This window comes from Cellulophaga sp. 20_2_10, assembly GCF_023476645.1.
GTDB lineage: Bacteria > Bacteroidota > Bacteroidia > Flavobacteriales > Flavobacteriaceae > Cellulophaga.
In genome coordinates this window covers 53381-80184 of the sequence record NZ_JAMCOJ010000007.1, presented here as the reverse complement: position 1 = coordinate 80184, position 26804 = coordinate 53381, and the positions used below count along the sequence as shown (strand labels likewise).

Genomic DNA, 26804 nt, shown 5'->3' with positions numbered 1-26804 from the left:
CCCTCATTAACCAATATTTTTTTTGGTTGGTGTTTATTGGTTAATAGGTGCAAAGATCATGAGAACTATCAAGGCCTTTGCCGTATTTTAAAGCAAATCATATATTCTTAAGCTAATCTTAAGAAATGCCTTAGAATACAATTAGATATCAATTTTACATTTGATTACTATTTTCTATAAACCACCTAAAAAATGTTAGAACGCATTATTCAGTACAGTATCCATCATAAACTCATTGTGCTATTATTTACTGCCGGAATTGTTGGATTCGGTTTGTATTCTCTTTCCAATATTCCTATTGGAGCAGTTCCTGACGTAACCAATAACCAAGTACAAGTTATTACAACGTCTAGGAATTTAGCAACTGAAGATGTTGAGAAATTCTTGACGTATCCTGTAGAGTTGGAAATGGCAAACTTGCCAGGAGTAAAAGAAATTCGTTCCATTTCTAAGTTTGGTTTATCTGTGGTAACGATAGTGTTTAGTGATGAAATGGGTACGTATTTACCACGTCAGCTCATTGCCGAAAAAATTAAAAGTGCGGAAGAAAAAATCCCCACAGGTTTTGGTAAACCTTTTATGGGGCCAGTTTCAACAGGTCTTGGAGAAATCTATCAGTACGTCATCGATGTAGATGCCGAACATAAAGACCAATACTCATTATCAGATCTGCGTACCATTCAAGATTGGGTGGTAAAACGCCAGCTTTCTGGAATCCCAGGAGTAGTTGAAGTAAACACTTGGGGAGGCTATTTAAAAACCTATGAAGTTGCTGTAAACCCGCAGCGACTTCGAGCTATGGACGTTTCTATTTTTGATGTTTTTACAGCTCTTGAAAAAAACAACAGCGTTGCTGGAGGCGGTTATATTGAAAAAATTAATGAAAGTTACTTTATTAGAGGCGAAGGTTTAGTGTCTTCTATTCAAGATCTTAAAGACATAGTTGTTGTCAACAAAGGCGAAATTCCTGTTTATGTTAAAGATATTGCAAATGTTGGCTTTGGTCACGCGAACCGTTTTGGTGCTATCACAGGAAACGGCGAAGGCGAAAAAGTACTTGGGCAAGTAATGATGCTTAAAGATGCCAATTCAAATGCAGTTATTGAAGCAGTAAAACAGCGTGTATCAGAAATAGAGGCTTCATTACCACCTGGTATTTCAATTAATCCATTTTTAGAGCGAGGCGAACTTATTGGTAAAACTACCTTTACCATTGCCGAAAATCTAATTTTAGGGTGTTTGATTGTAATTTTTGTGGTGGTCTTACTTTTAGGAAACTGGCGTTCAGGATTAGTTGTTGCTTCCGTTATTCCATTATGTCTTCTCTTTGCGCTTTCCCTAATGTATATTTTTGGTGTAGATGCAAATTTAATGAGTTTGGGGGCAATTGACTTCGGAATTATCATTGATGGAGCAGTAATTATAGTTGAGTTCATTGCCTTTAAAATTACGAGTCAGCGTGCTAAATTATTAGCACTCCCGAAAAATGAAAGGCAAGGTTTAATAGACACAATTACGTATCAAGGAGCCACAAAAATGATGAATTCCGCTGTATTCGGACAATTAATTATCATCATTGTTTTTATACCTATTCTGTCTCTAGTAGGCGTAGAAGGAAAAATGTTTCGCCCTATGGCATTGGTATTTTGTTTTGCTCTAATTGGTGCAATGGTATTCTGTTTTACCTATATACCAGTAATGGCATCTCTGTTTATTAAACCAAATAATACAGAAAAGAAAACCATATCATCCAGATTGATTGCTTTTTTAGAAGATAAATATAGACCAACTATTTCATGGGCATTGCGTAAAAAGAAATTAGTATTAAGTATGGCTGCAGGTTTGTTAATTTTTACCGGTTTTCTATTTACTAGAATGGGTGGAGAGTTTGTGCCAACTTTAGATGAAGGCGATTTTGTAATTCAGCCTGTATTAAAAACAGGAATGTCTTTAAGCAAAACTATTGAAGCCACAACAAAAATCGAAAAAATACTTAAGAAATTTCCAGAGGTGGAACAAGTAGTAAGTCGCATTGGTGCTGCAGAAGTACCAACAGACCCAATGTCTATGGAAGAAAGTGATGTGATTATAAAACTGAAACCAAAAAGAGAATGGACATCTGCTGGGTCTAAAGACGAACTCGCAGATAAGTTTAAAGAAGCCTTATCTAATGAAATTGCAGGTGTAGATTTTGAGTTTACCCAACCTATAGAAATGCGATTTAATGAATTGATTACTGGTGTTAGGGCAGATTTAGCAATTAAAGTTTTTGGAGAAGATTTAGACGTCTTATACAGAAAAGCTTTAGAAATAGAAAAAGCCATTCAAAATGTGGAAGGAGCTGCGGATATTTCTATAGAAAAAACAGCAGGTTTACCTCAAATGTCAGTAAAATATGACCGACAAAAAATTGGTAAATATGGAATGAATATTGAAGACTTAAATAAAGTGATTACAATGGGTTTTGCAGGAATGCCAGCTGGAACCGTATTTGAAGGCGAAAAACAATTCGATTTAATGATTCGGTTTGACGACTCGCACAGAAAGGATATTGAAAATTTGGAAACAGCTTCCGTTTCTTTACCTAATGGTTCAAAATTACCACTTAGCGAATTTGCAACTATAAAGTATACTAAAGGGCCTACTAAAATTTCAAGAGATAATACCAAGCGTAGAATTGTAGTAGGTGTAAATGTGCGAAACCGAGATTTAGAATCTGTCGTAAAAGATGTACAGGCAATAATTGAAAAAGAGGTAAAGATGCCAACAGGATATTCTATTAGCTATGGTGGGCAATTTGAAAATCTAAGAACAGCAACAGCAAGATTAAAAGTAGCTGTACCTATCGCCTTGATTTTAATTTTTGTATTACTGTATTTCGCTTTCGATTCTGTAAAAGAAGCTTTAATGATTTATAGTGCAATTCCTTTATCTGCAATCGGTGGTGTGATGCTTCTCTATATGCGAGGTTTACCATTCAGTATTTCGGCCGGTGTTGGTTTCATTGCACTCTTTGGTATCGCAGTACTTAATGGTATTGTATTGATTGAAGAATTTAAAGAATTGAAAGCACAGGGTGTAAGCAATATCAATAAACGTGTTTTAATGGGGACAAAAAACAGATTACGTCCCGTATTATTAACCGCGGCAGCAGCGGCTTTAGGTTTTTTACCTATGGCAATTTCAACATCTGCTGGTGCCGAAGTACAACGGCCTTTAGCAACCGTAGTGGTAGGTGGTTTAATTACTGCAACTGTATTGACTCTTGTAGTACTTCCAATTTTATATACAATGTTCGATAGAAAAGGACATCATCCTAAAGTGAAAACAAAGGTAAATTTAAAGCCGTTAAGCATTATACTTTTATTGTTGGCACCATTCTTTGGAAATGCACAACAAAAACCTATAAAAGCAGAACAAACTGTGCAACTGGCTATAAAGAATAATAACGCACTTCAAGCGTATGCGAAAAGAATCAACCAATCTGAACAATTAGTGGGTAGTGCATATAATTTGGATAAAACACAGGTTTATTATAATTCTGACCAAAACAATATTGGAGAAAATGGCTTGCCAATTCAAGTTTTTGGTTTGAGTCAGTCACTTCAATTTCCAACTATTTATGGTGCGCAGCGCAGGGTAGAAAAACAAAAAATCGAATTAAGCACGCAACAATATAAATTAAACAAAAGGCTATTGACTAAAGAAGTTTATAGTGCCTATTACAATGTGGTTTATAATAATAGTCTTGTTAAAAAATATACGTATTTAGATAGTCTATATGGTCAATTTGCAATAGCAGCTAAGAAAAGATATGATGTTGGAGAAACTAATTTATTGGAAAAACTAACCGCCGAAACAAAGCAAAAAGAAGTAGCGATTGCACTTTCACAAGCTCGCGCAGATGTTTCTAAAGCCTACACAATGCTACACAAATGGGTGCAGTATGATTCATTGGATACTGTGACAGAAGATGTGCTACCAAGACTAACCTTAGATGAATTTACTATAGCAAACCATCCAGGATTGTTATATTATAATTCGGCCGAAACTTTGGCAAAGTCATCGTTATCGTTAGAAAGACAAAGGTTATTGCCAGATTTACAATTTTCGGTATTTAAAGGAACAAACAATGGTCTAAACGCAAAAAATTATAGTGGCTTTCAAGTAGGCGTGGCTGTGCCTTTATGGTTTGGAGCACAAAAATCAAAAATCAATGCCGCAAAAACAGAAACATTTATTGTTGCCAATGAATTGCAAAACTATAAAATACAGTTGCAGTCAAAATATGATGGCTTACTTTCCGATTTAAAAAAATATCAAGAAACAGTTGATTATTATGAAAATACAGGACAGAATCTCTCAAAGGAACTAACAATAACAGCTTCTAAAGCATTTATAAGTGGAGAGATAGACTTTCTGCAATATGTGCAACTTTTAGAGAGTGCAAAAAATATCGAAATTAACTATTTACAAAATCTAAATAAATACAACAATACCGTTTTAGAGTTAAATTATTTAACCAATTAATAATGAAAAATACAAACAATAAATCACCTAATGCTATCTACTTCAAGAGTCTATTATTGGTAGTGATATTAGCTTTAGCTTCCTGTAATTCAAAAGAAAAACCTGAAGTTGTAACTATAGATGCAACCAAGACAACAGAAGACGTTGATGTCATCACTATTACAGAAAATCAATTTACATCTGGCAACATGGAGATAGGTAAAATAACAAAACAACCATTTAGTACTGTTGTAAAAGCGAACGGTATGTTTGCTGTTCCACCAGAGAATCAAGCAGATGTTAGTGCTTATTTTGCAGGATATGTGAAGAATATTAGTTTGTTGCCAGGCGATTCTGTTAAAAAAGGACAGACTTTATTCACCATAGAAAATCCCGAGTATCTGCAAGTACAGCAAGATTTTTTAGAAGCTAAAGGACGTTTGAACTATTTAAAATCGGACTACGAGCGCCAAAAAGAATTGATGGTAGATAATGTGACATCAAAAAAGAGCTTTCTAAAAGCAAAATCTGAATATACTGTGACATTGGCGCAATATCAATCTCTTAAAAAGAGGTTGAGTTTAATGAATATTAACCCAAATTCCTTAACAGGAGAAAACATTCGTTCAGTCATCAGTGTGCTTTCACCAATAAAGGGTTATGCTACCAAAATTAATGCTACAAAAGGGATGTACTTAAATCCATCTGATGTTGCAATTACAGTTACAAATACAGATAATTTACACATAGAACTCAAGATTTTTGAAAAAGACTTACCAATGGTAAAAATGGGTCTGCCAATAAATGTGCGGTTACAAAACGATATGAATAAGGTGTATCAAGGCAAAGTACATTTAGTAAATAAAGCAATAAATACCCAAGATAGAACGGTAGATATTCACGGTGATTTAATAAATGAAGACGATGCCAAACTATTTGCACCAGGAATGTACATAGAAGGAGAAATTTTAACGACGACTCAAGAGCATTCTGCACTACCTGTAGAAGCGATTGCTAACATTGATAACGATTACTTTGTGTTGGTTAAAGAAAATGAAACAAATTATAAAAGAGTATTGGTAAAAATAGGAGCAACTACTAATGGATTTATTCAAATATTAAATACTGATAGTTTTGCACCAAACACAGAATTTTTGACTAAAGGTGCTTTTAATCTAATAACAGAATAAATGGCAGAAACAACTGAAGAGCTAGACAAATATTTAGACAACCATTACATTCACAAAAGTAGTTGGTTAAGAGCAGCTGTACTTGGTGCTAATGATGGTATTTTATCCACAGCCAGCATAGCCATAGGTATTGCAGCGGCAAGTGCTACACGAGAGCCTGTTATTTTGGCAACACTGGCAGGTCTTGTTGCCGGAGCTTTGTCTATGGCTGCAGGAGAATACGTTTCCGTTAGCTCTCAAACAGATGTTGAAAAAGCAGATATTGAGCGCGAAAAACAAGAGCTACAAGAAATGCCTGAAATCGAGTTACAACGCCTTGCAGAAATCTATGAAAAAAGAGGTTTAAAAAAAGAAACTGCACTAATTGTAGCTAAAGAATTAACAGCACACGATGTTTTAGGTACACATATTAGGGATGAATTAGGTATTAATGAAATTAACCAAGCTAAACCTATGCAGGCTGCAATAGCTTCTGGTGCTGCATTTACAGTTGGTGGCCTACTTCCTTTTTTGGTAACCTTATTTCTTCCGCTAAATAGTATGGAATATTCCCTTTATGGTTTTGCGCTACTCTTCCTAATTATTTTAGGAGCATTGGCAGCTAAAACAGGAGGTTCAAGTATTGGGAAAGCAATTGCCCGAATTACATTTTGGGGAACAATTGCAATGGGTCTAACCGCCTTAGTTGGGTATTTATTTAATGTAAATATTGCTTAAAAAATTAAAATTATGAACGACGCACATTTTCATTTAGTAGGCAATCAACTGCCTATAGTAGGCGTACTGATTGGTTTTTTTATGTTGTTAGCAGGTTTAATCATGAAAAAACCTCAAATCAAAAATACAGCATTAGGTATATTTATTATTAGTGCTTTAACAGCTATTGCTGCTTTTTTAATAGGAGAAGGTGCAGAAGAAATTATTGAAAATTCACCTAGAATTAGTGAAACATTAATTCACAAACACGAGGAATATTCAGAACTGTTTTTTACGATGATGCTGATTTTAGGAAGTGTATCGCTAATTACGATGTTTTTACAGTATAAAAACTTGTCATTTTCTAAATATGGATTTGTACTGATTTTACTACTCTCAATAACCTCTGTAGTTATTTCAAAAAATACAGGAACAAGCGGTGGCAAAATCACACACATAGAAATACTAAGTGATGCCAATGCAATTCAATTAGATGGACACGATGAACACGAATATGAGTAGCAGCGTTGCTGCATATTGTACAGATTTATTGACGATTTCAAAATGTAAGGAGTTGCCATTTCATAACCTTGAGCATACTAAAGAGGTTGTTCAAAATGTAAAATATCTATGCGCTGCGATGGATATTAATCATGTAGATACTGAACTATTAATTGTTTCAGCTTGGTTTCACGATACAGGATTTTCAAAAACCTATAAAGGGCACGAAGACGAAAGTAAAAAGATCGCTACAAAGTTTCTTTTAGAATTAGGTATAAGAAATGAAATGATAGAAAATATTTGTCTTTGTATTGATGCCACTAAAATGCCACAAAACCCAACAACTGTATTAGCTGCGATATTATGTGATGCTGATTTTTTTCATATAAGTACACCTCATTTTTATTACCGAAAATTACTTCTAAGAAGAGAATGGGAAATGAATTGTAAAAAGAGGACAACAGATAAAAAATGGCATCAATTAAATCTTGATTTCTTAAAGAACGTTCATTTCAAAACTGAATATGGAAAGAATGCTTTAGAAGTAGGCAAGCAAGAAAATATAAAAAAAGTTCAACGAATTTTAGAATATTATGATGAATAATCTTTTTTTACATAAAGGATATAGTTTTGATAATCAGGATTTACTTTCTGAATTACCAGATGCTATTTGTAAAAGTATTCATAAAAATAGGATAACAATCTATTTTAAATGCGGCGATTCCATTTTTATAGAAGGTAAGGAACCTACAGGCATTTATAGAATCAAGAAAGGAAAGGTAAAGAAGTTTACGTCTACAAATTTTGGAACTGAGCATATCTTTTATGTCTGTAAAGAAAATGAATACTTGGGATATCACGCTGTTTTAAGTGAAGATTTTTATCCGGATTCAGCTACGGCACTTACAGATTGTGAGATTGAATTTATATCTAAAAGCGATTTTTTTAAAGCAGTAGATAAGTCGCACGAGCTAGCCCAACGTTTATTAAAAAATATAAGTCGTGAGTTTGGAGTATTCCTTAACGCTCTAAAATTACTTGCAAAATACACAGTTAGGGAAAGGGCTGCATTAAATTTATTAATCCTAGAGAGTAAGTTCAGAGAAGATAGTAGAGATGATACCGTGATAATTATTAATCGAGGTGATTTAGCGAGTATGGTAGGTACTGCAAAAGAGTCTTTGGTGCGTATGTTGAAAGATTTTAAAGAGGAACAACTTATTACCACTAAAGGTAGTAGCATATTCATTAAAGACTATAAAGGTCTTGTAAAGGCATCTAATTTCAATTAATTCATTTTACATATGTTACACTCAAAATTGATAAATATCAATGTAAGCTATGGAATTAAATTACGATTAATAAAGTAAATTTACCTAACTATAAAACTATGAGAAAAAATTTATTATTAGCAATGATTTTTGTTGCTTCTGTTGCTACAGTAAGTGCTCAAGAATGGCAGACAGATTTTGTAAAAGCAAAAGCTATCGCAGCAAAAGAAAGTAAACCTATAATTCTTGTTTTTCAAGGGTCCGATTGGTGTGCACCATGTATTAAGCTAGATCGTGAAATTTGGAGTACGGAAAAGTTTAAAAAGTATGCAGGCGAACATTATGTAATGCTTCAGGCCGATTTTCCTAGACGAAAAAATAATGCATTATCAGATACTCAAACTAAGGCAAATGCAGCTCTTGCCGAAAAATATAATAAACAAGGTTATTTCCCATTTGTGGTAGTTCTAGACTCTAAGGGTAAAGTGTTAGGAGAGACAAGTTATAAAAAGACTACATCCGAAAATTATATCAAGGAATTAAATGCCTTTACAAAATAATTTGAAAGTAGTCATCACTTCATTCGTCTTACTATTTTCAATAGTATGTACCGCACAGCAACCCTATAAGCGAACACTCAAATTAATGGGGAGTCGGTTTGATATTACTGTTGTAGCAAACGACTCTATACAAGCCAACAAACACATAGATACCGCTGTTGCTGAAATCACAAGAATCGAAAAAATTATTTCTTCTTGGGATTCCAATTCGCAAACTTCTGCTATCAATAAAAATGCGGGAATAAAACCCGTAAAGGTTGATAAGGAGCTTTTTAATTTAATTGAAAGAGCTATTCGAATTTCAAAACTTACCGATGGAGCTTTTGATATTAGCTACGCATCAATGGACAGAATTTGGAAGTTTGATGGAAGTATGAAAAAGATGCCTTCAGAAACAGAAATTACAGCATCCGTATCAAAAGTTGGTTTTAAAAATATTGTACTTGATAAAGAAAATAACACAGTCTTTTTGAAGTTAGTAGGAATGAAAATTGGTTTTGGTGCTATTGGCAAAGGATATGCTGCCGATAAAGCAAAAGCATTACTTATAGAAAAAGGAGTATCATCGGGAATTATAAATGCTTCTGGAGATATGAATACTTGGGGGAAACAACCAGATGGGAGCGAGTGGAAAGTTGCTATTACGAACCCTATGAATAAGAATAAAGTATTTGCGTTACTCCCTATAACAAATGGTGCAGTAGTAACTTCAGGTAATTATGAGAAGTATGTAAACTTTAACGGTAAGCGATACACTCATATTATAGATCCAAGAACTGGATATCCTTCAACCGGAATTATTAGTGTAACCGTTTTTGCACCAAAAGCAGAACTTGCGGATGCTCTAGCAACTTCAGTATTTGTTATGGGAAAAGAGGCTGGGTTAGACCGCATTAATCAATTACCAAAAATAGAATGTATCATCATAGATGATAAAGGAAATATTACGAAATCAAAGAATATAGAAATAGATAGGTTATGATTAAAAAGTTAATATGTGTTGCTCTAATAACAACTTGTTTTAGTAGTTGTGTTGTGGTTAAAGAATACGAAAAAGTAAATATAAATGACCCAGATATGGCATTGACAGAAAAAAAATGCGACAGAAATGTTTCCACTATGCATTCATATAGAGAAGCAGCCGTAGGAGCAAATGGAGGAAAAACTGGAGGAGGCTGTGGCTGTAATTAATAAAACAAGAGATTTGAAAAAAATAATTTTGATATTCTGCGTATTTGCTTTTGCTAAATCATATTCGCAAACAGGACAAGACTCAACCAAAATCTATAAAAAACGCGTGTTGGAAACTACTGAAGTAGATTTCTTAACAAGTTATTATTCCCAAGATGGAGATAATGCTGCGGTAAGTGGTGGAATAGGTACGGAAGAATTAACTGATGTTACAGGAACTTTTGTAGTTTCTATTCCATTAAATGATGATGACGTATTAACCATTGATGCCGGCGTTTCTGCATACACTTCGGCATCATCAAGTAACGTTGATCCTTTTGATGATGGATTAGCAGACCCATTTCAAGCATCTTCTGGTGCTTCAAACAGTGATTTATGGAAAAATATAACAGGAAGTTACAGCCATAGCTCGGATGATAGAAACGATATTTGGTCTACTAAGGTGGCAATATCTTCAGAGTACGATTATTTTTCTGTGGGAGTTGGCGGTAGTTACACCAAGCTTTTCAATGAAAAAAATACTGAGGTAAGCATAAATGGTAATGTTTATATAGATAGTTGGAAAGCTATTTATCCAACAGAGTTAAGACCTTTTGGAGAGGGAGGAAATGGTTTAAGTAATCGTTTGTTTACTCAGAATACAATTACAGGTAACACAAACTACAACCCAAGATTTGCTGAATTTGATAGTGAAGGTCGTAACTCCTATTCCTTAGGTTTTGGGTTCTCACAAATATTACACAAAAAGGTACAAGGATCATTAGCTCTAGATTTTGTGCAACAAGACGGATTGTTATCTACGCCTTTCCAAAGAGTTTACTTCAGTGATGTAGCAGATTCATATATTGATAATTTTCAACTGGCAGATGCAGTTGAAAGTTTACCCGATTCTAGATTTAAAGTGGCAGTTGGTGGTCGTTTAAATTGGTATCTCAATGAAACGGTTACTGTACGTACTTTTTATCGTTATTATTTTGATGATTGGGGTATTACTTCACATACAGCGAGTATTGAAATGCCTGTTAAAATAACGAATAAGTTTACCTTATATCCATCATACAGATTCTACAATCAAACAGCAGCAGACTATTTCAACACTTACGAAAGTGCTTTATCTACGGATGAGTTTTACACGTCAGATTATGACCTTTCTAAATACTCCGCAAACCAATTTGGTTTTGGAGTATCTTATACAGACATTTTCTCAAAAGCTCATCTTTGGCAATTTGGACTAAAAAGTATTGACTTAAAGTTTTATCAGTACGATAGAGATACCTCTTTTAGTTCTAGTATAATTACAGCAGGCTTCAAGTTTGTAATGGACTAATCTCTAAGATTTAATAATGTTAATAAGCTCTAAGATTAATAGTTTTAGAGCTTATATATCATTCCTGTTTATAAAAAAACAACCTCACTTCTAATAGTTGTATTGGCTTTTTCGCTAATGCGCATCAAGGAGTTGTTGAACTCATTCTAATAGACCACTAAAACCAAAAAAAAATATTTAAACTGGTTCTTTCTTATGATGTTCACGCTACAAAGTTTAAAAGCTTCACAGAAATGTGAAGCTTTTTTTATGCGCTAAATTTAAGTGGGTGCCTCTACTCTATTTTTTTAATTAGACAGTTGTTTTTAAATATGATTAATGTTCTTTTTCCGCTTAAAAAATAAGAGTAACTTTAGTCTGTAATTACTAAAATTAGTGCCAATGAAAAGCAACTCTGAACATAAAATATACGACTGTATAATAATTGGTTGCGGACAAGCAGGTTTATCTGTTGGTTATTTTTTTAGAAGAACTAAATTAGAGTATCTTATTTTGGACGAACAAGATACCGTTGGTGGTGCCTGGCTAAAAACCTGGGATAGTTTAAAACTATTTTCGCCAGCAGCATATAGCTCTTTGTCTGGTTGGCAAATGCCCAATACCGAAGAAGAATATCCCTCAAAAAACGAGTTTATTAAGTATATTACTGCTTATGAAAAAAGGTATAATTTTCCTGTAAACCATAAAACAACTGTTCTAGAAGTAGTTAAAGAAGCTAATTTTTACAAAATAACTACAAACAAAGGTGACTTTTACAGCAAAACACTAGTAAGCGCTACAGGTACCGCTAAAAACCCTTTTATACCTAAATACCCAAATGATGAAGTTTTTAAAGGAAAACAAATTCATTCTGTTGCTTATAAAAATGCAAACGACTTAAAAGGAAAAAATGTTATTGTTGTTGGTGGCGGAAACTCTGGTGCTCAAATTTTAGCAGAAGTATCTAAAGTTGCTAAAACAAAATGGGTGACACTAAAAGAACCTAAGTTTTTACCTAAGGAGATAGATGGCCGTTATTTATTTAAGCAAGCCACAGAAAGCTATGTTAATAATGATACAAAAAGCTATACCGAGAAAGTTTCTTTAAGCGATATTGTACAAGTTAAAAGCGTACAAGAAGCTTTAAAAAGAGGTGTTTTTAAAGACTATAGACCTTTTACCTCATTTTATGATGATGGTGTTATTTGGGAAGACAACACTAAAGAGCCTGTAGATGTAATTATTTGGTGTACTGGATTTAGAGCAAATTTAGAACACTTGTCTTCTTTACATATTACAGAAAACAATAAAATAAACACAACAGGGACTAAAGCTACAGATATAACTGGTTTGTGGTTGGTTGGCTATGGCAACTGGACAGGTTTTGCGTCTGCTACAATTTATGGTGTTGGCAAAACGGCAAAGCAAACCGTTAAAGAGATAGTAGCATATGTTAATGGTTTAAAAAATAAGTCATTATAATAGATTACAAATTTTATAAAAAGCCACAAGTTTATTCATAAACCTGTGGCTTTTCACTTTTTACTACACGAATATATACTGATACAGAGCGAAAAAAAACTAAGTATTTCAGCATACCTAAAAATTACTTTACTTAGCTAATAAGCACTAATCAACAAATAAAATTTATATAAATGAAAAACAAAGTTTTACTAACAACAATTTTTACGGCACTAATTAGTGCTTTCACTTTTGCACAAACAATGAGTCTTGGGAGTGATGATACCGAGACCAACCAATATAGCAATGACCAAATTGCTACATCTATTAAAGAAATTCTAAACACCACAAACCACAAAGATATTTTAGGTGATGAAAAAGTAGAGAAAGACCTTATTGTTGTTTTAAAAAATGATGGTGAGTTAACTTCTTACGATTTAGAAAGTCTAGATCAAAAATGGAATATTCAATTTACAGATAGTTCTAATAATAAAATGAATAATCAGTTTAAAATTGAAAATGCTATATTATATGCTACAAGTACACAAAAAGAAATTATTGCGGCTAATGTAAATGATGGTAGTCTGTATTGGAAAACAGAAATAGGGATGCATAATGAGGTTGAAAGAAGGTATGACATAAACGGACAGCATTTACCAATACAAGGAAACCTGATTTTTTTAGCATCTAACAACAAACAACTCTATGCATTTAATAAATATACTGGTGACAAAGTGTGGAATTACAAACTACAGTTTCCATACAATAACTACACTCCTGTTCTAAACAAAGACAATCTAGTAATACCTAACGCTCCTTATGTGTATTCTTTTAAATCGCAAACAGGTCAGGCTATTTGGCAACGAGGTTTTGGCAATACACCTATGTATTCTTTAATGCAAATTGATGATAAAAAAGCCTATGTTGCTAGTGAGTCTAATAAAGTATACGCGCTAAATATTGACGATATGGCGTCTATAGCATGGGAATACGAAACAGAATACAGCTATGCTAGCATAGATAACAATACGATACTAGATGGTGATACATATTATTTTGCTGCTGATACAGAAAGTAAAATTTCAAATGTGATAGCTTTAAACAGCAACAATGGAGAATTAATATGGAAAACTAGTTTAAATAGTAATGAAAAAGAAGTAAGGTACTTTAGCAAATACAACAACTATATTTTTGGTTTTACAAAAGCAGATACTAACGCATTTTTTATTCTAAACTCTAGTGATGGCAAGCAGTTAAAAATTAATCAGCCTAAAGAAAAAATACTATCTAACATTTTTATTTCAGAAGGAAACTTAACCTTTTTAACCAAAAGTTATTTTGTGACATACAATTTAAAATCTGGCCAATATACATACAGAGATATTACGTTAGAATATGAGGTTAATGATGCTTTTAATTTATATTTTGAAATAGTAAAGGCGAACTAATTAGTTGTGTAAACACTACTGTAAATGTAATTCTGTACCACTTAAAATAATAGCGTATGAGTAAGTCTAAAAAAATTATTTTAGCAATAGCCGGAGTGTTCGCTGTACTTATAGCTGGTTTTTTCTTGTCTAAAAAAGTTAATCTTAATCCATATTATAAGGTTGGACAGAAAATTGATAGTTTAAATGGTGTTGTAGTTTATTACAATGGTGGAGTTGGCAATGTTGATGGCAGAAACCTATCTGAAGATGGATATAATATTGGACTTACATACCAATGTGTAGAGTTTGTGAAACGTTATTACCTTGAAGAGTTAAACCATAAAATGCCCAATAGTTACGGGCACGCTAAAGATTTTTTTAATTTAAATACTAAAGACGGTACTATTAACAAAGAACGCAACTTAACGCAGTACACAAACGGCAGTAATTACAAGCCCAAAGTAGGCGACTTGGTTGTATACTCTGGCACACTTCTTAATAAATATGGCCACGTTGCTATAATAGCCGCAGTAGAGAATGGTGAAATTGAAGTTATACAGCAAAACCCTGGACCTTTTGGAAGTTCTAGAGAAAAATATACTTTAGTTAACAAAGACAATAAATGGACTATTACTAATGACCGAATTTTTGGTTGGTTAAGAAAATAATAAAATTTAGAATGAAAAAAACAAACAACATACTATTAGTTAGGTTAACGTTATTGTTTTTAGGCTTCTCTGTATTTACAAGTGAAGTTTATTCTCAAAACTCATTATCATTTAAGGCCAACCAAAGCCGTCACCAAGGTTCTTATGCAGAATACTATTACAGAATTGTTAAAGATGGCAGCAAGTATAAATTAGTAGACCCCAGAAAGAGAGATGTTCTAGAAAAAGAATACGATACTATTGTTAAAAATGAACATTTTATTAAAACCGTTATTGGCAACGATATAACAATTTATAGGTGTAGCACATTAAAAAAAATAAAATTACCCAATATACAAGAAGCTTATTTTTTTAGAAATGGTTTAGAGGTTTTGAGTAAAAAAGGAGCTCAATATTACGACAATGACATTTCTGAAATTGATAATTTTCCGTATGAAGAACTTTTTAAATGCGGTACAGTTTATTCAGAAACATACAGGCTTAAACAAGATAGTAAAACAAAAAAATACAGTCTTAACGTAGAAAAAGGAGATTTTGGAGCTCCAACCATGCCGCTAATATTAGAGTTAAAAGGACTTCCTGATAACATAGAAGAATTAAGTTTCTTAAATGACAAAACCTACGTAACCAAAAGTATTAACAACGATTACAACCCCCATCCGTTGCTTATAAAAGTAACTAAAAATGGCAAAGACGGAATATATACCTATAACCTTGAAGATGTTATTTACCCTAAAAAGCAAAAATCTAAAAAAAGAGAAATTTATACTATTGACACAGTGACCAGAGATACTATTTATGTTCCTGAACCAATAGATTCTCCATTCTTTTTTAATAAAAAAGGAACCATAGTGTTTAAAGAAGTACTGCCTATAGTTTACAATCAAATTCAGCAAAATACCAATACAGGCCTTATATACTTGTACAAGGACAACAAAATAGGTCTGTACCCAAACCTCATAAGTACTAGTTTTTCTGTGTTTGATGAAAAAACAACATCATTTTATAAAATTACAAAGAATGAAAAGCAAGGCTGGTTAGACATTAAGACTTTTAAAGAATATTATTTTGATGAATAACCCAAAAATGAAACAACTTATAATCTTAATTTTTCTGGCTCTAAGCTTTTTGTCTTGTGAAAACAAACCTACATTAGAGCTAAAACCAACCATTGCTAAAGCAGCACAAATTATACAACCTAGAATATCGCAAACTATGCCTATTCCAGAATTATGGAATGTTATGGTTTTTAAAAAAGGTGGTTGTTTGGGCGGTACGCAACATATAAAAGACTTTAAAAGAGAAATACCTACTATGGTATTTAGCGAAAAAGAATGGAAAACTTTTTCTAAAAGAGATACAACAGAAGTAACAAATTTTTTACTCTCTAAACTGGCAGACACAACCACAACAGCTGTGCACACCTGTCCGTTTTCTAATGCTACAAATGGTGAAATGGCTGTTTACGCTCTTCAGCATATTTACGATATAAACTGGTACAACTTTGCCCACTTTAAAGAATACGATGGTAAAAAAATTACAAGTGCAACAGATCAACCTCAGATATGGTTGCAAAACATATTGAAGAATGAGAAAGAGAGAGAAAAATTAGCCTCATTATTCAAAAATAAATTGAAGAATTAATATGAAACAAAAATTACTTCTTATTCTAATTCTTCTTTCTGTAATTGCTTGTAAACTGGCTCCAGATACCACTAAACAAGACAACCCTACAATAGACAAGAAAAAAACAACTAAGGATACACTTTATTACAATGGTTTTAAAGCTAGTTATGTAAAACTATCTAAACCTAACATACATTTTACCAATGATATGCAGTTAGATTATTTTGAGTTTAAACCTAAAGACTCTCTTACAACGCCACAATACACTTATCCCAATAAAGAATCTGTTTACATTACGTACCCTAACAAAGAGCGCAGTTATGGTGGATATGTTTATAAAGGGTATGAAGATTGGGTTGTAAGAAAAAACCAATTACTGCACTATGTAGATTACAATTACAAAGATTCTACTTGCGTAATTTACACAGCTCCTAAAGGAAACTTATACCTTAGAAAAGAAGATATAAAAATCACTAAAAAATATTATAAAAAAGAATTGAGAAAGACTCTAAAAACTAAAGACTCTCTTGGTGAAGAATATATAGTAAACAATGCAAACGGAAGCAGGTTCTACTGGTACCCACATAAAGATTCTATTTTTCCAGAATATCAATATGATAGGCTAAACAACAGGCCAACCAAAATACTTGCTCTGTATGAATCTAGATTTATTTATGAACCTACATTATACAAAGATTGGTATGTCTATAAAAATAGTTTTCAAATTAGAAGCTATGATTCTATTAAGCAATATAGCACCAATTACGACACAGATTTTGGATATGTTTTTACTCCAAAATCAGACTACATTAAAAAAAGTGATATGCGAATTAAAGAAAGCTTATTAACTGTGGTTGCAAACTTTAAGGCTAACGATAAACACATAAAAATAGATTCTTTACTAGATATTACACTTAGCAGTAAATTAGAGTTTGATACATATAAAAAGCAAAAAAAAAATATTACGTATGATGCAAACATAAAAAAAGAAGAAACCACATTAGCACTTCCTATTAAAAATGAACCTTATAAAATTGTATTAGAAGACAGTTTTGGAGAATATATTATGAGGAATAAGTACAATGGAGAAATTCCTTTTTTAGATGCATATATAATAGAATATAACGACCCAGATTATACGGTAAACAAACTTATTAGTAAAACTACAGGAAAAGAAATAATTACTTTAGACGGACAGCCTTATATATCTCCCAATAACAACATTATTATATCTGCAATGCCTAATGCTTATGATAACACCTCCTTTATTCAATTTAATAAAATTAAAAATGGAAAGATAGAACCTCTTTATTCTTTTGAATTTCCGTATTGGGTTATAGAATATCATCCTAAAATTAGATGGGTTAATAACAATACAATAATACTACAAGCAGTTTCTCCTGTACATAGAAATGCTTTTTATAACAAGCAAGAAGAGAAAATAGAATATATTAAAATTAAAATAAAAGATGCTTTTTTTACTAAAGGAACAGAATAAACAACAAATAATAAAAAACACATTAGATACGCATAAAATACCGTTTAACATTAAAAGATCCAGGAATAGTATTCCCCTTAATTTAAATTTTTAAAAAATGAAAAAAGCCTACTATATATTTTTAGTATTAACGATACTAATAGCCATACCATTTATTATATCTTTTTTTCCATCTGCTCCGAGTGCTTCTGTACACAGAGACCCTTCTGGTTTTGGTGTTGGTTACGGAGCAGCTATAAAGAGTCTTGTTACAGACGTAATTAGAGTTACATTTGGCATATTTGCTGTAATAACAGTATTGCTAAGACTTGCATTACTGCCAAATAAATAATTAAATCAATACTATTTACACAAATGAATAACAACCTAATTATAATATTGCTTGTTCTAGCATTAACATTTTTAATTGTTATTTACGGTTTAAAGAGAATTAAAACAACCGGTTGCGTACCGTTTATGGTTACATTTTTTATTATACTCTGCTTAAACGTACTTACTTTTTATGCTTGGGTTAATTTATCTAGAATTGCTTCTAATGTTTATGTTGCCACTGCAACATCAGAAAAGTATATAGGAACCGTAATAGCCTACGATTCCATAATCATAGATGGTGACGACCCTAAAAAAAAGACTTTCGTAAAATATACACCTCTTGTTTTATTTACGACTAATACTGGCAATAAACTTACAAAAGAATTAAACTTTACGGTCTCTAAAACAAAGTTAGGAGACACATATAGGCTATACTACAATGAAAAAAAGAATACAGTAATTGCTTTTAGTCCTTTAATATATATCATAATACCTATAAATATATTTGCTTGCACATTACTATCTTTTCTATTTATAGGTATTTTTAAATATGCGCTAGGATACCCAATGAAAGGCTATTATTCTAGAGAAAACCTCTCTTACTTATTTTTTAAATTTGGTGTTCCATTGATACTACTTTTTTTTATGATCATTGCTCTTGTAGGTATTTCTATTTCAAGAAATCCTGATGGCTTTCCTAATAACATAATAATTTTAATTGTTTTTGGTGGAGCAATGCTAATCTGGGGCTACATGAATAGTACCTCTGGAATGAAAAATCCTAATAAACTGGATGAAAAATCAAGAAACACAAAACAAACAAGAAAAAACTAACATCTAACTATAGTACACTTCTGGTAAAGTCACTTAGAATAACATGTGCAATATTTACAACAATAACAACACTACTAAGATTTGTTTTAGTACCGACTAATTAATTTGAAAACTAGTTTTTATTTATGCATTTTTTTACAGTTTCTACAATAATAGTGCTAGTCTTTTCTTTATTTATGGCTTTTCATTTTGTGAAAAGAGCCAATAAACCAGGCTGCTTATCGTTCTTTACAACCATTGTTTTAATGCTTGTATTAAATATCTGTTTATTGTTTTCATTATTGATAGTGTATTCTTCTGCTAAAGAAATGTCTCAAATCACACTTTTGAATAAAAAATATACAGCAACAGTTATTAGTTATACATCTGATGCAGAAGACGACTCTAGTGGTAATTTCAACGTTGTATATAAACCCTTAGTACAGTTTAAAACAAGTACGGGTAATATTATTGAAAAAGAATTAAGTTTTCAAAAATCTAGAATAAAAATAGGGGATACCTATACGGTTTATTATGATGTTAAAAACGATGAGGAACTTAAATTTCCAATCGGATTAATTGCTACAACAATTGGGAACCTTCTTTTTTGTTCTCTCCTTATTTTTATTTTTATAGGTGTTCTAAAATACGCACTAGGATACAGAATGAAAGGATATTATTCTAAAGTAAAACGTAAAGAACTTGCCTTTAAAATAATTGTCCCTGCACTACTAATTGGTTTTAACCTAATGCTTATATATGGTATTTTCTTTGGAAACCCTGTGCCCAGATTTATTACTGCCATATTAGTCTTTTTTGTTATAGGACTAGCATTAGGAACCTGGGGTTATTTTAGAATGATATCTGTAAAGGGAATGCCTAAAATGGAAAAAGTTGGTCCTAACAAGTGGGTGAGCAAATGGGATAATGATGATGACATACTAGATGACAAAGAAGAAAATCTTATTTTATAAATCTAACTTAGCTATATAATCTTCGGCATTTTTAAGGTGTGTATTTTGCTTCTCTTCAGGCATTTTATCGTACATACGTATTAACATACCCAACCTAGGGTTAGACAAGAAAAAATCTCTATGCGTGTGCATAAATCTCCAGAAGAGTCCGTCCCAAACGTCTTGCCACTCCCCTTTTTTATAATTACTCATTTTCATTACATAATTACTACCACTTATATATGGTTTGGTTGCCATTAATCCGCCATCTGCAAACTGACTCATACCATACACATTTGGCACCATAACCCAATCGTAAGAGTCTATAGACAGTTCCATAAACCATTGGTATACCTCATCCGGATGAAACTCGCACAACAACATAAAATTACTTAGTACCATTAAGCGTTCTATGTGGTGACAATAACCCGTTCGCAGCAATTTCTTAATCGTTTGGTCTATTGGGGGTATACCTGTAGTTCCGTTATAAAACGACGCTGGTATTTTACGTTTAAAACCCCAATAATTAGCAGTACGCTCCTCTGTGCCTCTTGTAATATACATTCCCCTTATAAACTCTCGCCAACCAATAATTTGTCGCACAAAACCTTCTGTAGAGTTTATAGGTACATTATTCTCTCTTGCATAATCTAGCGCCTTATCTACGATTTCTTTAGGTGTAATTAAACCTACATTTAACATTGGTGTTAATACACTGTGGTTAAGTATAGAGTTCTCTGCCACAATAGCATCTTCATACACACCAAACTCCATAAATCGTTGATCAAAAAATTGTTGTAACCAATCTTCTGTTGCACTAAAACTAGTAGGGTAAAGAGATTGTTCTGTTAATGAACCCAAGTTCCCTAAAAAATGCTCTTCTACATATGTTTTAGCTTCTTGGTAATATACATCTACATCTGGAAACTGAATTGACGGAGGTGTTTTTTTAGTTGGATATTTTTTGCGATTCTCCGTATCATACGTCCACTTACCACCTTCTGGCTCTCCGTTTTCATCAATAAGAATATCTAATTTTTTACGCTGCTCTTTGTAAAAAGTAGTTTGGTGGTATTTTTTTTTGTCTGCGGTAAAAAATGATGCTAAATCTTCTTCAGTATTTAAAAATAAAGGTGATGTGTGTATTGTCGTTTTTATTCCTGCCTTTGCTGCACTTTCTTCAATTCGTTTTTTTAACCAATTATCTGTTGGGTCTATATAATTTATATGCTCAATATTATCCTTTTGTAACTCAAGAATAAATGTTCTAATATCGGCTGTTTTTCCTATGGATGCTATATATGTAACATCACATTTATGTTCCTCAATTAAAAAATCTTTATACCTCTTCATAGTTGCTCTATGAAAAGCTATTTTTTGTTTATGAAAAGAATACTGTTTAAAAAATAAATATTCTTCTATTATATATATCGAGTCCCCCGTTGCTACTAAAGGAGATTCTTTAAATAATTGATGCGGAAAAACAATACTTATACTTTTCATTTATTTCTTTTACAACGTTCACTACAATACTTAACCTCTTCCCAATTTTTCTCCCACTTTTTGCGCCAAGTAAATGGGCGTTCACAAACAATACATATTTTTTGTGGTAGGTGCTGTTTTTTCATTTTTATTATTTTTTCTTCCCAATTAGTAGTTTTACAACCTAATTAGGTAATGTAGCATTACACAACTATTTTTTAAATTAATTTTTTACACGAAAACAAATTTTAAGCATCTGGTATAGATCTGGATGATTTTTTTTCATTACATCTGGTTGCTCAAAAAAGTATTCTGACGCTACTGCTAAAAATTCGGCCTCATTGGTTCCTCCATAATTTCTAATATCAGATTCATTATCATTTATAGCTTCTATCTCTTTATGTATAATTTTTAACCAAGGAATAACGTAAGGCTCTTGTATTAATCTCTCTGGCACACCATCTATTACACCATCTTGCTTATCTATTAAATGCACAAACTCGTGTATCCCTGTATTGTGAACATGCGGTTTTTTCTTAAAGCCACTATGTAGTGCTTTTCTAGACAAAAGCATTTGATTTTTAAATTGTCCACTACCCACCATACCAGCAATATTTCTATTTTTATCTTTTTGAGCAAAACCTAAATCTTCATTAAAATGATCTGGATATACCAGTACTGTACTTAAGTTTTTATAATACCACTCTGGAAAATTAAAGACAGGAATAACAGCACTAGACGCAATTAATATTCGATCTAAATCCTCCAGTTCAAAACCTACACTTTCTATATTTATTTCGCTTAAAAACAACATTATACGACTTTGAAAACGTTTTTGTTCAGCAGCAGACAAATCCTTATAAAAATGGACATGTTGTATTAATAGATTGTGCCAATTGGCAGGAAAAGTTTCTGCTTTTTTCTTTTTAGTTAACAGAAAACCATAAATAGCAAAAGCTACTAACAGTAAAAATCCAAAACCATATATCATAGTACTTCTTATTTAATGTAAAAATATCCTTTTAAAAAATACTACTCTCTTTTATGTACGTGTGTAGCTAGTATTCTATTTTTTTCTTGTTGTACTGCAGGGTGCTTTTTATGTCCCCAAATTTTGTCTCTTGCCGCTTTTGCACTTTGTTGTAAGTCTACAATTGGCAAAGGATAATCTACTCCCAAAGTAACACCACAAAATGTCTGCTCCATTAAACTCATTTTCCAAGGCTCGTGAATATAACTTAAGGGCACATTGCCCAATTCCGGAATCCATTTTTTTATAAATTCACCTTGTGGATCGTGTTCTTGTGAGTTTTTTACAGGATTATACAAACGTACCGTATTAACACCTGTAGTACCTGCCTGCATTTGAAACTGTGGGTAATGTATACCTGGTTCATAATCTAAAAATTGCCGTGCTAAATGATACGTACCTTCTCGCCAATCTTGGTCTAAGTTTAATGTTAAAAACGAAACCAGCATAGCACGCATTCTAAAATTAATCCAACCCGTTTCTTCTACTGCTCGCATACAAGCATCTACTAAAGGGTATCCTGTAGTTCCTGTTTTCCAAGCTTTAATAAAAGAATCGTTTATAGGATGCTCTAAAATCTCGTACCCTTTATTAACGCACAAGGTTTCATAAGTGCACTCTACTTCAAACTTCTGAATAAAATGACAATGCCAATGCAATCTTGTAAGCATTGCGGAAAATGCCTTGCTATTTTTTGTGCCGTTTGGGTGCGTACCAATAAAATAAAAAGCTTGTTTTACACTTATGTTTCCCCAAGCTAAATAAGGAGACAATCTACTACAAGCAGTTCTACTTTCTGTTGGTTTAGATATGTGTTTTTGATAGTTAAAACCTCTTTTTGCTGTGAACGATTTTAAATAGCGCCACGCATTAATTTCACCCGCGGGTTGGTATTGTTTTGGATACTTATTTATCTTTTTAAGAAACTCATCTGGCAACAAAAAATTATGATCTAAAATTTCAACTTCTTTAGCTATAGTATATGTGTTTACAATTACAGGCAAGTGCATTTTTTTATGCCATTGCGTACTCCAGTCTAATCTATTTTTAATACCTCTTAAAACACCATCTCTTTGATACTCTAGCCATTTAATATTATTTGTTTTACAAAATTTCGCAACCTTTTTATCTCTCTTCCAGGTAGCCAAGGTTCCACTTTCTTGATAACTATAAATGTTTTTAACCTCATAAGCATCATTTAAAAAATGAAACGCCTTTAAAGCTTCAGCATAAAATACAATTACCTTTTTATTAAAGGGTTTTAATGTATTATTTAATGCATTTATAGAGTGATAAATAAATTGCAAATGCCTTAGACTGGTATCTGGATAATTGATGAATTCTGGCTCAAATAAATATAGAATTATATAAGGAATACCAGCCTGTTCTGCTTTTTGAAAAGGCTCGTGATCCTGAGAGCGAATATCTCTCTTTAACCAAACGATATTTACGGTTTGTTTTATCAAAAAGCGAATTCTTTTTTACATTTTTTCCAAAAAGCAAAGAAAGATGGGTAGTAACCGGTAACTGTAAACATCCAATCTCTTGCATCTTGCTCTCCTTGGTAATGTGTTGTAGTTGGATGTTCTTTAAAATAGATTTTTTTTAATTGATACTCAGAAACTAAATCTGAAAATTCACCAATATAAACTTGTACATTACTAATATTATCCTCTGCTAATTTTAGCATAAAATCTATACTTTTTTTAGACACTGGATATTTTGCAAAATGAGAAGGCTCTAACAATAAAACCCTATTTACAACTTCTTCTTTTCTCCAGATAGGATCTAAATTGTAAAAATTATAAATACAAATTGGTATTCCTTTTTCTAAATTTATTTTAGCCTGACTTGGCAGCGGAGTTATTAGAATTACATCTTTAGTTTCTTTAACCACATCTGGTATCTCTAATGACTCAAAAGCACTGTAAGGAACATCTAAAAAAGTATTGCTTTGCGTGGTAAAACAGTACCTATTAATATTTTCTTGATTGGCATAATATTTTTTATTGGAATTTGAGCCTGCCACCCATTGCCAACTTAAAGCATTACTTGCCCAATCTGCATCTAACAAATAATAGTACATCCATTGTGCTGGTTTTAACCAGTGACTCTTAGCTATATTACAAGATACTGAAGCCACATACATACGTAAATGGTTGTGCATATAACCTGTTTCCTCTAATTTTTTTATTGCAGTATCTATTGCAGATATTCCTGTATTTGCATCTACAATTGACTTTGGCATTTGCTTGTTAGAGACAGGTGATTGTTGGTGTTTTAAATCTGAATTAATTTCTTCTCCTTTATTAATCCAAACCTGTTGCCAATAATCTCTCCAAGCTAATTCTTGTATAAATTTTTCTATAGCCTCTGGTTTGTATCCTCTAGCTAATACTTGGTCTACTATATATTTAGTAGAAATAACACCTCTAGAAATATAAGGTGATAAATAGGTTACAGCCCCATTAACATAATTTCTTGTAGATGCATATTTTATAGGATCTATTTGACTTACTCGTTTGTAAATTTCATCGATAGTAGTAGGAAAAAAAGTAGATTCATCTTCAAATAACTCCATAATACGCTATTTTTATACTTTCTCCCAAATTTGTTCCACATTTAAGTAAAAACTCCCCATAAAATTAAAGTTACATTCGTCTGGCTTTATAATAGACAAAAAGGTTTCATTATTCTCTCTTTTGTACAAGTGATAAGTTTGACCAATTATAGGCTCAAAAGTAAATTTAGCTTCAAATATAACTTTGTTATATTCAAACTGCTGTATCATACTATCGTACTCAGCTTTTAGTTCAGAGTATCTTGCTTCTAATTTATGGTTTACTTTATTTATGCTTCTGTTTTTCCAAGCAATATTATCTGTAGTAGTAATTACTGGCGCACCAACAGATGTAGCATACGGTTTTAAAGCCGCATCATACTTTTGTGTTTCTGTATTAAAAACGACACTATCTGGTTTTTTATCTTCCTTCATTTACAATAACCTGTTTATCAATAACTAAAAAAGAATCAAAAAAATAAATTCTTTTCTACTCTATAAAGATAAGCATTGTATCATAAACAATATACCTAAAAGTGAACTAGCGTTCTTATAAAATTGTTAATTCTACACTCTTGTAATTAGATTTTGGAGCATCACAAACTGAGCAGCTTTAGTTTTCTGGTAAGTCTGAAAAACCGGTAAAGAAATTTTTATTTTAGTGGAAAAGGATTTTGTTTGTATGGACGAAACTGTAGAAGACCAGACGGATAATTATCCTAATGCTTAATAATCTAATTTTTAAACAAAAAAAAGAGTGCCCAAAAGCACTCTTTTTAACTAACCAACTAGATACTTAAAATTAACTAATTTTCTTTATCTTCTTCAAACTCTGTTTCTGCAACACCAGTTTTAGTCGTATTTATATCTCTAAACTTTAGGCTTGGCTTTTTGCCATCAAAATCAAAAACTAAGATTTCTTTAGACTGCATAAACTCCAAACTATTAAAGCTATTAAATTTATTATTCTGTAGTTGTAATACCTGTAAATTTACCAACTGTCCAAATTCCTGAGGAATATCTCCCATTAATTGGTTGTTAGCTATAACAAGTTCTTTTAACTCTACTAGATTACCTAATTCCTTAGGTACAAAACCTACTAGTGTATTTTCAAAAAGCCCTAAACTTTCTAATTTAGATAAACTTCCTAATTCATCTGGAATTATACCGGTTAATTTATTACTTGATACATTAAGTACTTTTAAGTTGTTTAATTTACCTACGCTTTTAGGAATTTCGCCATCTATAAGATTATTAAAAAGAACTAAAGTTTCTAAGTTTTCTAAATCACCTAACTTTTCTGGTAATTTACCAGTTAGCCTATTCATTTCTAAATGCAAGCTCTTTAACTGCTTTAGCTTTGTAATTGTAGCAGGTATTTCTCCTCCTATTTTATTAAAAGCTAAATTTAAATCTTGTAAACTTTTAAGTTTATTTATAGTTTTAGGTAAGTTTCCTTCTAAATTATTTCTAAATAAATTAATCCCCACAATGTGGTTATCTTCAACTTTTACACCTTTCCATGTAGAAACTGGTTTATCTAGATCCCATTTAATTGTCCACTCACTACCATTAGTAGCGTTATACAAATCTACTAATATTTCTTTTTCCTTGGGTGCCACTTGTCCTGCTACTGTCTGGACTGCAATGGCTATAAATGCTATAAATGTGTAAGTAAAATTCCTTCTCATGTCTATACTGATTAGCTAGTATTATGACACAAAGAGAAGCTAATTATAGACCATAG

The 26804-nt window shown here is 32.2% G+C and carries 27 protein-coding genes; 20 read left to right on the top strand and 7 right to left on the bottom strand.

Annotated elements, in window-relative coordinates; all coding sequences use genetic code 11:
* Window positions 1–192 precede the first annotated feature (192 nt).
* The 19 genes from M4I21_RS13505 to M4I21_RS13415 all read left to right on the top strand — a co-directional run bounded on the left by M4I21_RS13505 (window position 193) and on the right by M4I21_RS13415 (window position 20006).
* Window positions 193–4530, top strand: coding sequence for a CusA/CzcA family heavy metal efflux RND transporter (locus M4I21_RS13505; RefSeq protein ID WP_249559763.1), 4338 nt, complete (start codon window positions 193–195; stop codon window positions 4528–4530).
* Window positions 4531–4532: 2 nt separating this feature from the next.
* Window positions 4533–5699: an efflux RND transporter periplasmic adaptor subunit gene (locus M4I21_RS13500; protein ID WP_249559762.1), complete on the top strand. Its 1167-nt coding sequence runs from the start codon at window positions 4533–4535 to the stop codon at window positions 5697–5699.
* On the top strand, window positions 5700–6416 hold the full coding sequence (locus tag M4I21_RS13495; RefSeq protein WP_249559761.1) for a VIT1/CCC1 transporter family protein: 717 nt from the start codon (window positions 5700–5702) through the stop codon (window positions 6414–6416).
* 12 nt (window positions 6417–6428) lie between these two features.
* Window positions 6429–6917, top strand: coding sequence for a hypothetical protein (locus M4I21_RS13490; protein ID WP_249559760.1), 489 nt, complete (start codon window positions 6429–6431; stop codon window positions 6915–6917).
* Window positions 6910–7500 (top strand): HD domain-containing protein, encoded by a 591-nt coding sequence (locus M4I21_RS13485; protein WP_249559759.1) that lies wholly within the window; start codon window positions 6910–6912, stop codon window positions 7498–7500. The genes M4I21_RS13490 and M4I21_RS13485 overlap by 8 nt, the downstream gene beginning before the upstream one ends.
* Window positions 7490–8188, top strand: a complete 699-nt coding sequence (locus M4I21_RS13480) for a Crp/Fnr family transcriptional regulator (RefSeq protein ID WP_249559758.1) — start codon at window positions 7490–7492, stop codon at window positions 8186–8188. The genes M4I21_RS13485 and M4I21_RS13480 overlap by 11 nt, the downstream gene beginning before the upstream one ends.
* 98 nt (window positions 8189–8286) lie before the next feature.
* Window positions 8287–8727, top strand: a complete 441-nt coding sequence (locus M4I21_RS13475; RefSeq protein ID WP_249559757.1) for a thioredoxin family protein — start codon at window positions 8287–8289, stop codon at window positions 8725–8727.
* Window positions 8711–9709, top strand: coding sequence for an FAD:protein FMN transferase (locus M4I21_RS13470; protein ID WP_249559756.1), 999 nt, complete (start codon window positions 8711–8713; stop codon window positions 9707–9709). Before M4I21_RS13475 ends, M4I21_RS13470 begins: the two co-directional genes overlap by 17 nt.
* Entirely contained in the window at window positions 9706–9918 is a 213-nt protein-coding gene (locus tag M4I21_RS13465) for a DUF4266 domain-containing protein (protein WP_249559754.1), read from the top strand. The genes M4I21_RS13470 and M4I21_RS13465 overlap by 4 nt, the downstream gene beginning before the upstream one ends.
* Before the next feature lie 13 nt (window positions 9919–9931).
* The gene (locus M4I21_RS13460; RefSeq protein WP_249559752.1) at window positions 9932–11245 is read left to right on the top strand and encodes a DUF3570 domain-containing protein; all 1314 of its coding nucleotides are present in this window, start codon (window positions 9932–9934) and stop codon (window positions 11243–11245) included.
* Between the two features lie 381 nt (window positions 11246–11626).
* Complete coding sequence (locus M4I21_RS13455; protein ID WP_249559751.1) at window positions 11627–12706, top strand: ArsO family NAD(P)H-dependent flavin-containing monooxygenase; 1080 nt, start codon at window positions 11627–11629, stop codon at window positions 12704–12706.
* 173 nt (window positions 12707–12879) lie between these two features.
* The gene (locus M4I21_RS13450) at window positions 12880–14133 is read left to right on the top strand and encodes an outer membrane protein assembly factor BamB family protein (protein ID WP_249559749.1); all 1254 of its coding nucleotides are present in this window, start codon (window positions 12880–12882) and stop codon (window positions 14131–14133) included.
* Window positions 14134–14189: 56 nt separating this feature from the next.
* Window positions 14190–14783, top strand: a complete 594-nt coding sequence (locus M4I21_RS13445) for a CHAP domain-containing protein (protein ID WP_249559747.1) — start codon at window positions 14190–14192, stop codon at window positions 14781–14783.
* Between the two features lie 11 nt (window positions 14784–14794).
* Window positions 14795–15862 (top strand): hypothetical protein, encoded by a 1068-nt coding sequence (locus tag M4I21_RS13440; protein ID WP_249559745.1) that lies wholly within the window; start codon window positions 14795–14797, stop codon window positions 15860–15862.
* Between the two features lie 7 nt (window positions 15863–15869).
* Window positions 15870–16427 (top strand): hypothetical protein, encoded by a 558-nt coding sequence (locus M4I21_RS13435; RefSeq protein WP_249559744.1) that lies wholly within the window; start codon window positions 15870–15872, stop codon window positions 16425–16427.
* A 1-nt stretch (window position 16428) separates the two neighbouring features.
* Complete coding sequence (locus M4I21_RS13430) at window positions 16429–17907, top strand: hypothetical protein (protein WP_249559742.1); 1479 nt, start codon at window positions 16429–16431, stop codon at window positions 17905–17907.
* Between the two features lie 97 nt (window positions 17908–18004).
* A complete protein-coding gene (locus M4I21_RS13425) occupies window positions 18005–18238 on the top strand; it encodes a hypothetical protein (protein WP_249559740.1) in 234 nt (77 codons plus the stop codon).
* Between the two features lie 23 nt (window positions 18239–18261).
* Window positions 18262–19053, top strand: coding sequence for a hypothetical protein (locus M4I21_RS13420; RefSeq protein ID WP_249559738.1), 792 nt, complete (start codon window positions 18262–18264; stop codon window positions 19051–19053).
* Window positions 19054–19178: 125 nt separating this feature from the next.
* Window positions 19179–20006 (top strand): hypothetical protein, encoded by an 828-nt coding sequence (locus tag M4I21_RS13415; RefSeq protein ID WP_249559737.1) that lies wholly within the window; start codon window positions 19179–19181, stop codon window positions 20004–20006.
* Here M4I21_RS13415 and M4I21_RS13410 read toward each other — a convergent pair.
* The 6 genes from M4I21_RS13410 to M4I21_RS13385 all read right to left on the bottom strand — a co-directional run bounded on the left by M4I21_RS13410 (window position 20001) and on the right by M4I21_RS13385 (window position 25492).
* Window positions 20001–21488: a cryptochrome/photolyase family protein gene (locus M4I21_RS13410; protein WP_249559735.1), complete on the bottom strand. Its 1488-nt coding sequence runs from the start codon at window positions 21486–21488 to the stop codon at window positions 20001–20003. The two genes, M4I21_RS13415 and M4I21_RS13410, sit on opposite strands and share 6 nt — an antisense overlap.
* Complete coding sequence (locus tag M4I21_RS13405; protein WP_249559733.1) at window positions 21485–21613, bottom strand: DUF2256 domain-containing protein; 129 nt, start codon at window positions 21611–21613, stop codon at window positions 21485–21487. Before M4I21_RS13405 ends, M4I21_RS13410 begins: the two co-directional genes overlap by 4 nt.
* A gap of 77 nt (window positions 21614–21690) precedes the next feature.
* A complete protein-coding gene (locus M4I21_RS13400; protein ID WP_249559731.1) occupies window positions 21691–22458 on the bottom strand; it encodes a M90 family metallopeptidase in 768 nt (255 codons plus the stop codon).
* Between the two features lie 41 nt (window positions 22459–22499).
* Window positions 22500–23963 (bottom strand): cryptochrome/deoxyribodipyrimidine photo-lyase family protein, encoded by a 1464-nt coding sequence (locus M4I21_RS13395; RefSeq protein WP_249559729.1) that lies wholly within the window; start codon window positions 23961–23963, stop codon window positions 22500–22502.
* Window positions 23960–25078: an FAD-binding domain-containing protein gene (locus M4I21_RS13390; protein ID WP_249559727.1), complete on the bottom strand. Its 1119-nt coding sequence runs from the start codon at window positions 25076–25078 to the stop codon at window positions 23960–23962. The genes M4I21_RS13395 and M4I21_RS13390 overlap by 4 nt, the downstream gene beginning before the upstream one ends.
* A 12-nt stretch (window positions 25079–25090) precedes the next feature.
* Window positions 25091–25492, bottom strand: coding sequence for a DUF2452 domain-containing protein (locus M4I21_RS13385; RefSeq protein WP_249559725.1), 402 nt, complete (start codon window positions 25490–25492; stop codon window positions 25091–25093).
* A 226-nt stretch (window positions 25493–25718) separates the two neighbouring features.
* On the opposite strand from M4I21_RS13385, the gene M4I21_RS18695 reads away from it, so the two are divergent.
* The gene (locus M4I21_RS18695) at window positions 25719–25787 is read left to right on the top strand and encodes a DUF7009 family protein (protein WP_502798719.1); all 69 of its coding nucleotides are present in this window, start codon (window positions 25719–25721) and stop codon (window positions 25785–25787) included.
* Window positions 25788–25863: 76 nt separating this feature from the next.
* Here the strand turns inward: M4I21_RS18695 and M4I21_RS13380 are convergent, their stop codons facing one another.
* Window positions 25864–26748: a leucine-rich repeat domain-containing protein gene (locus tag M4I21_RS13380; protein WP_249559724.1), complete on the bottom strand. Its 885-nt coding sequence runs from the start codon at window positions 26746–26748 to the stop codon at window positions 25864–25866.
* Window positions 26749–26804 lie beyond the last annotated feature (56 nt).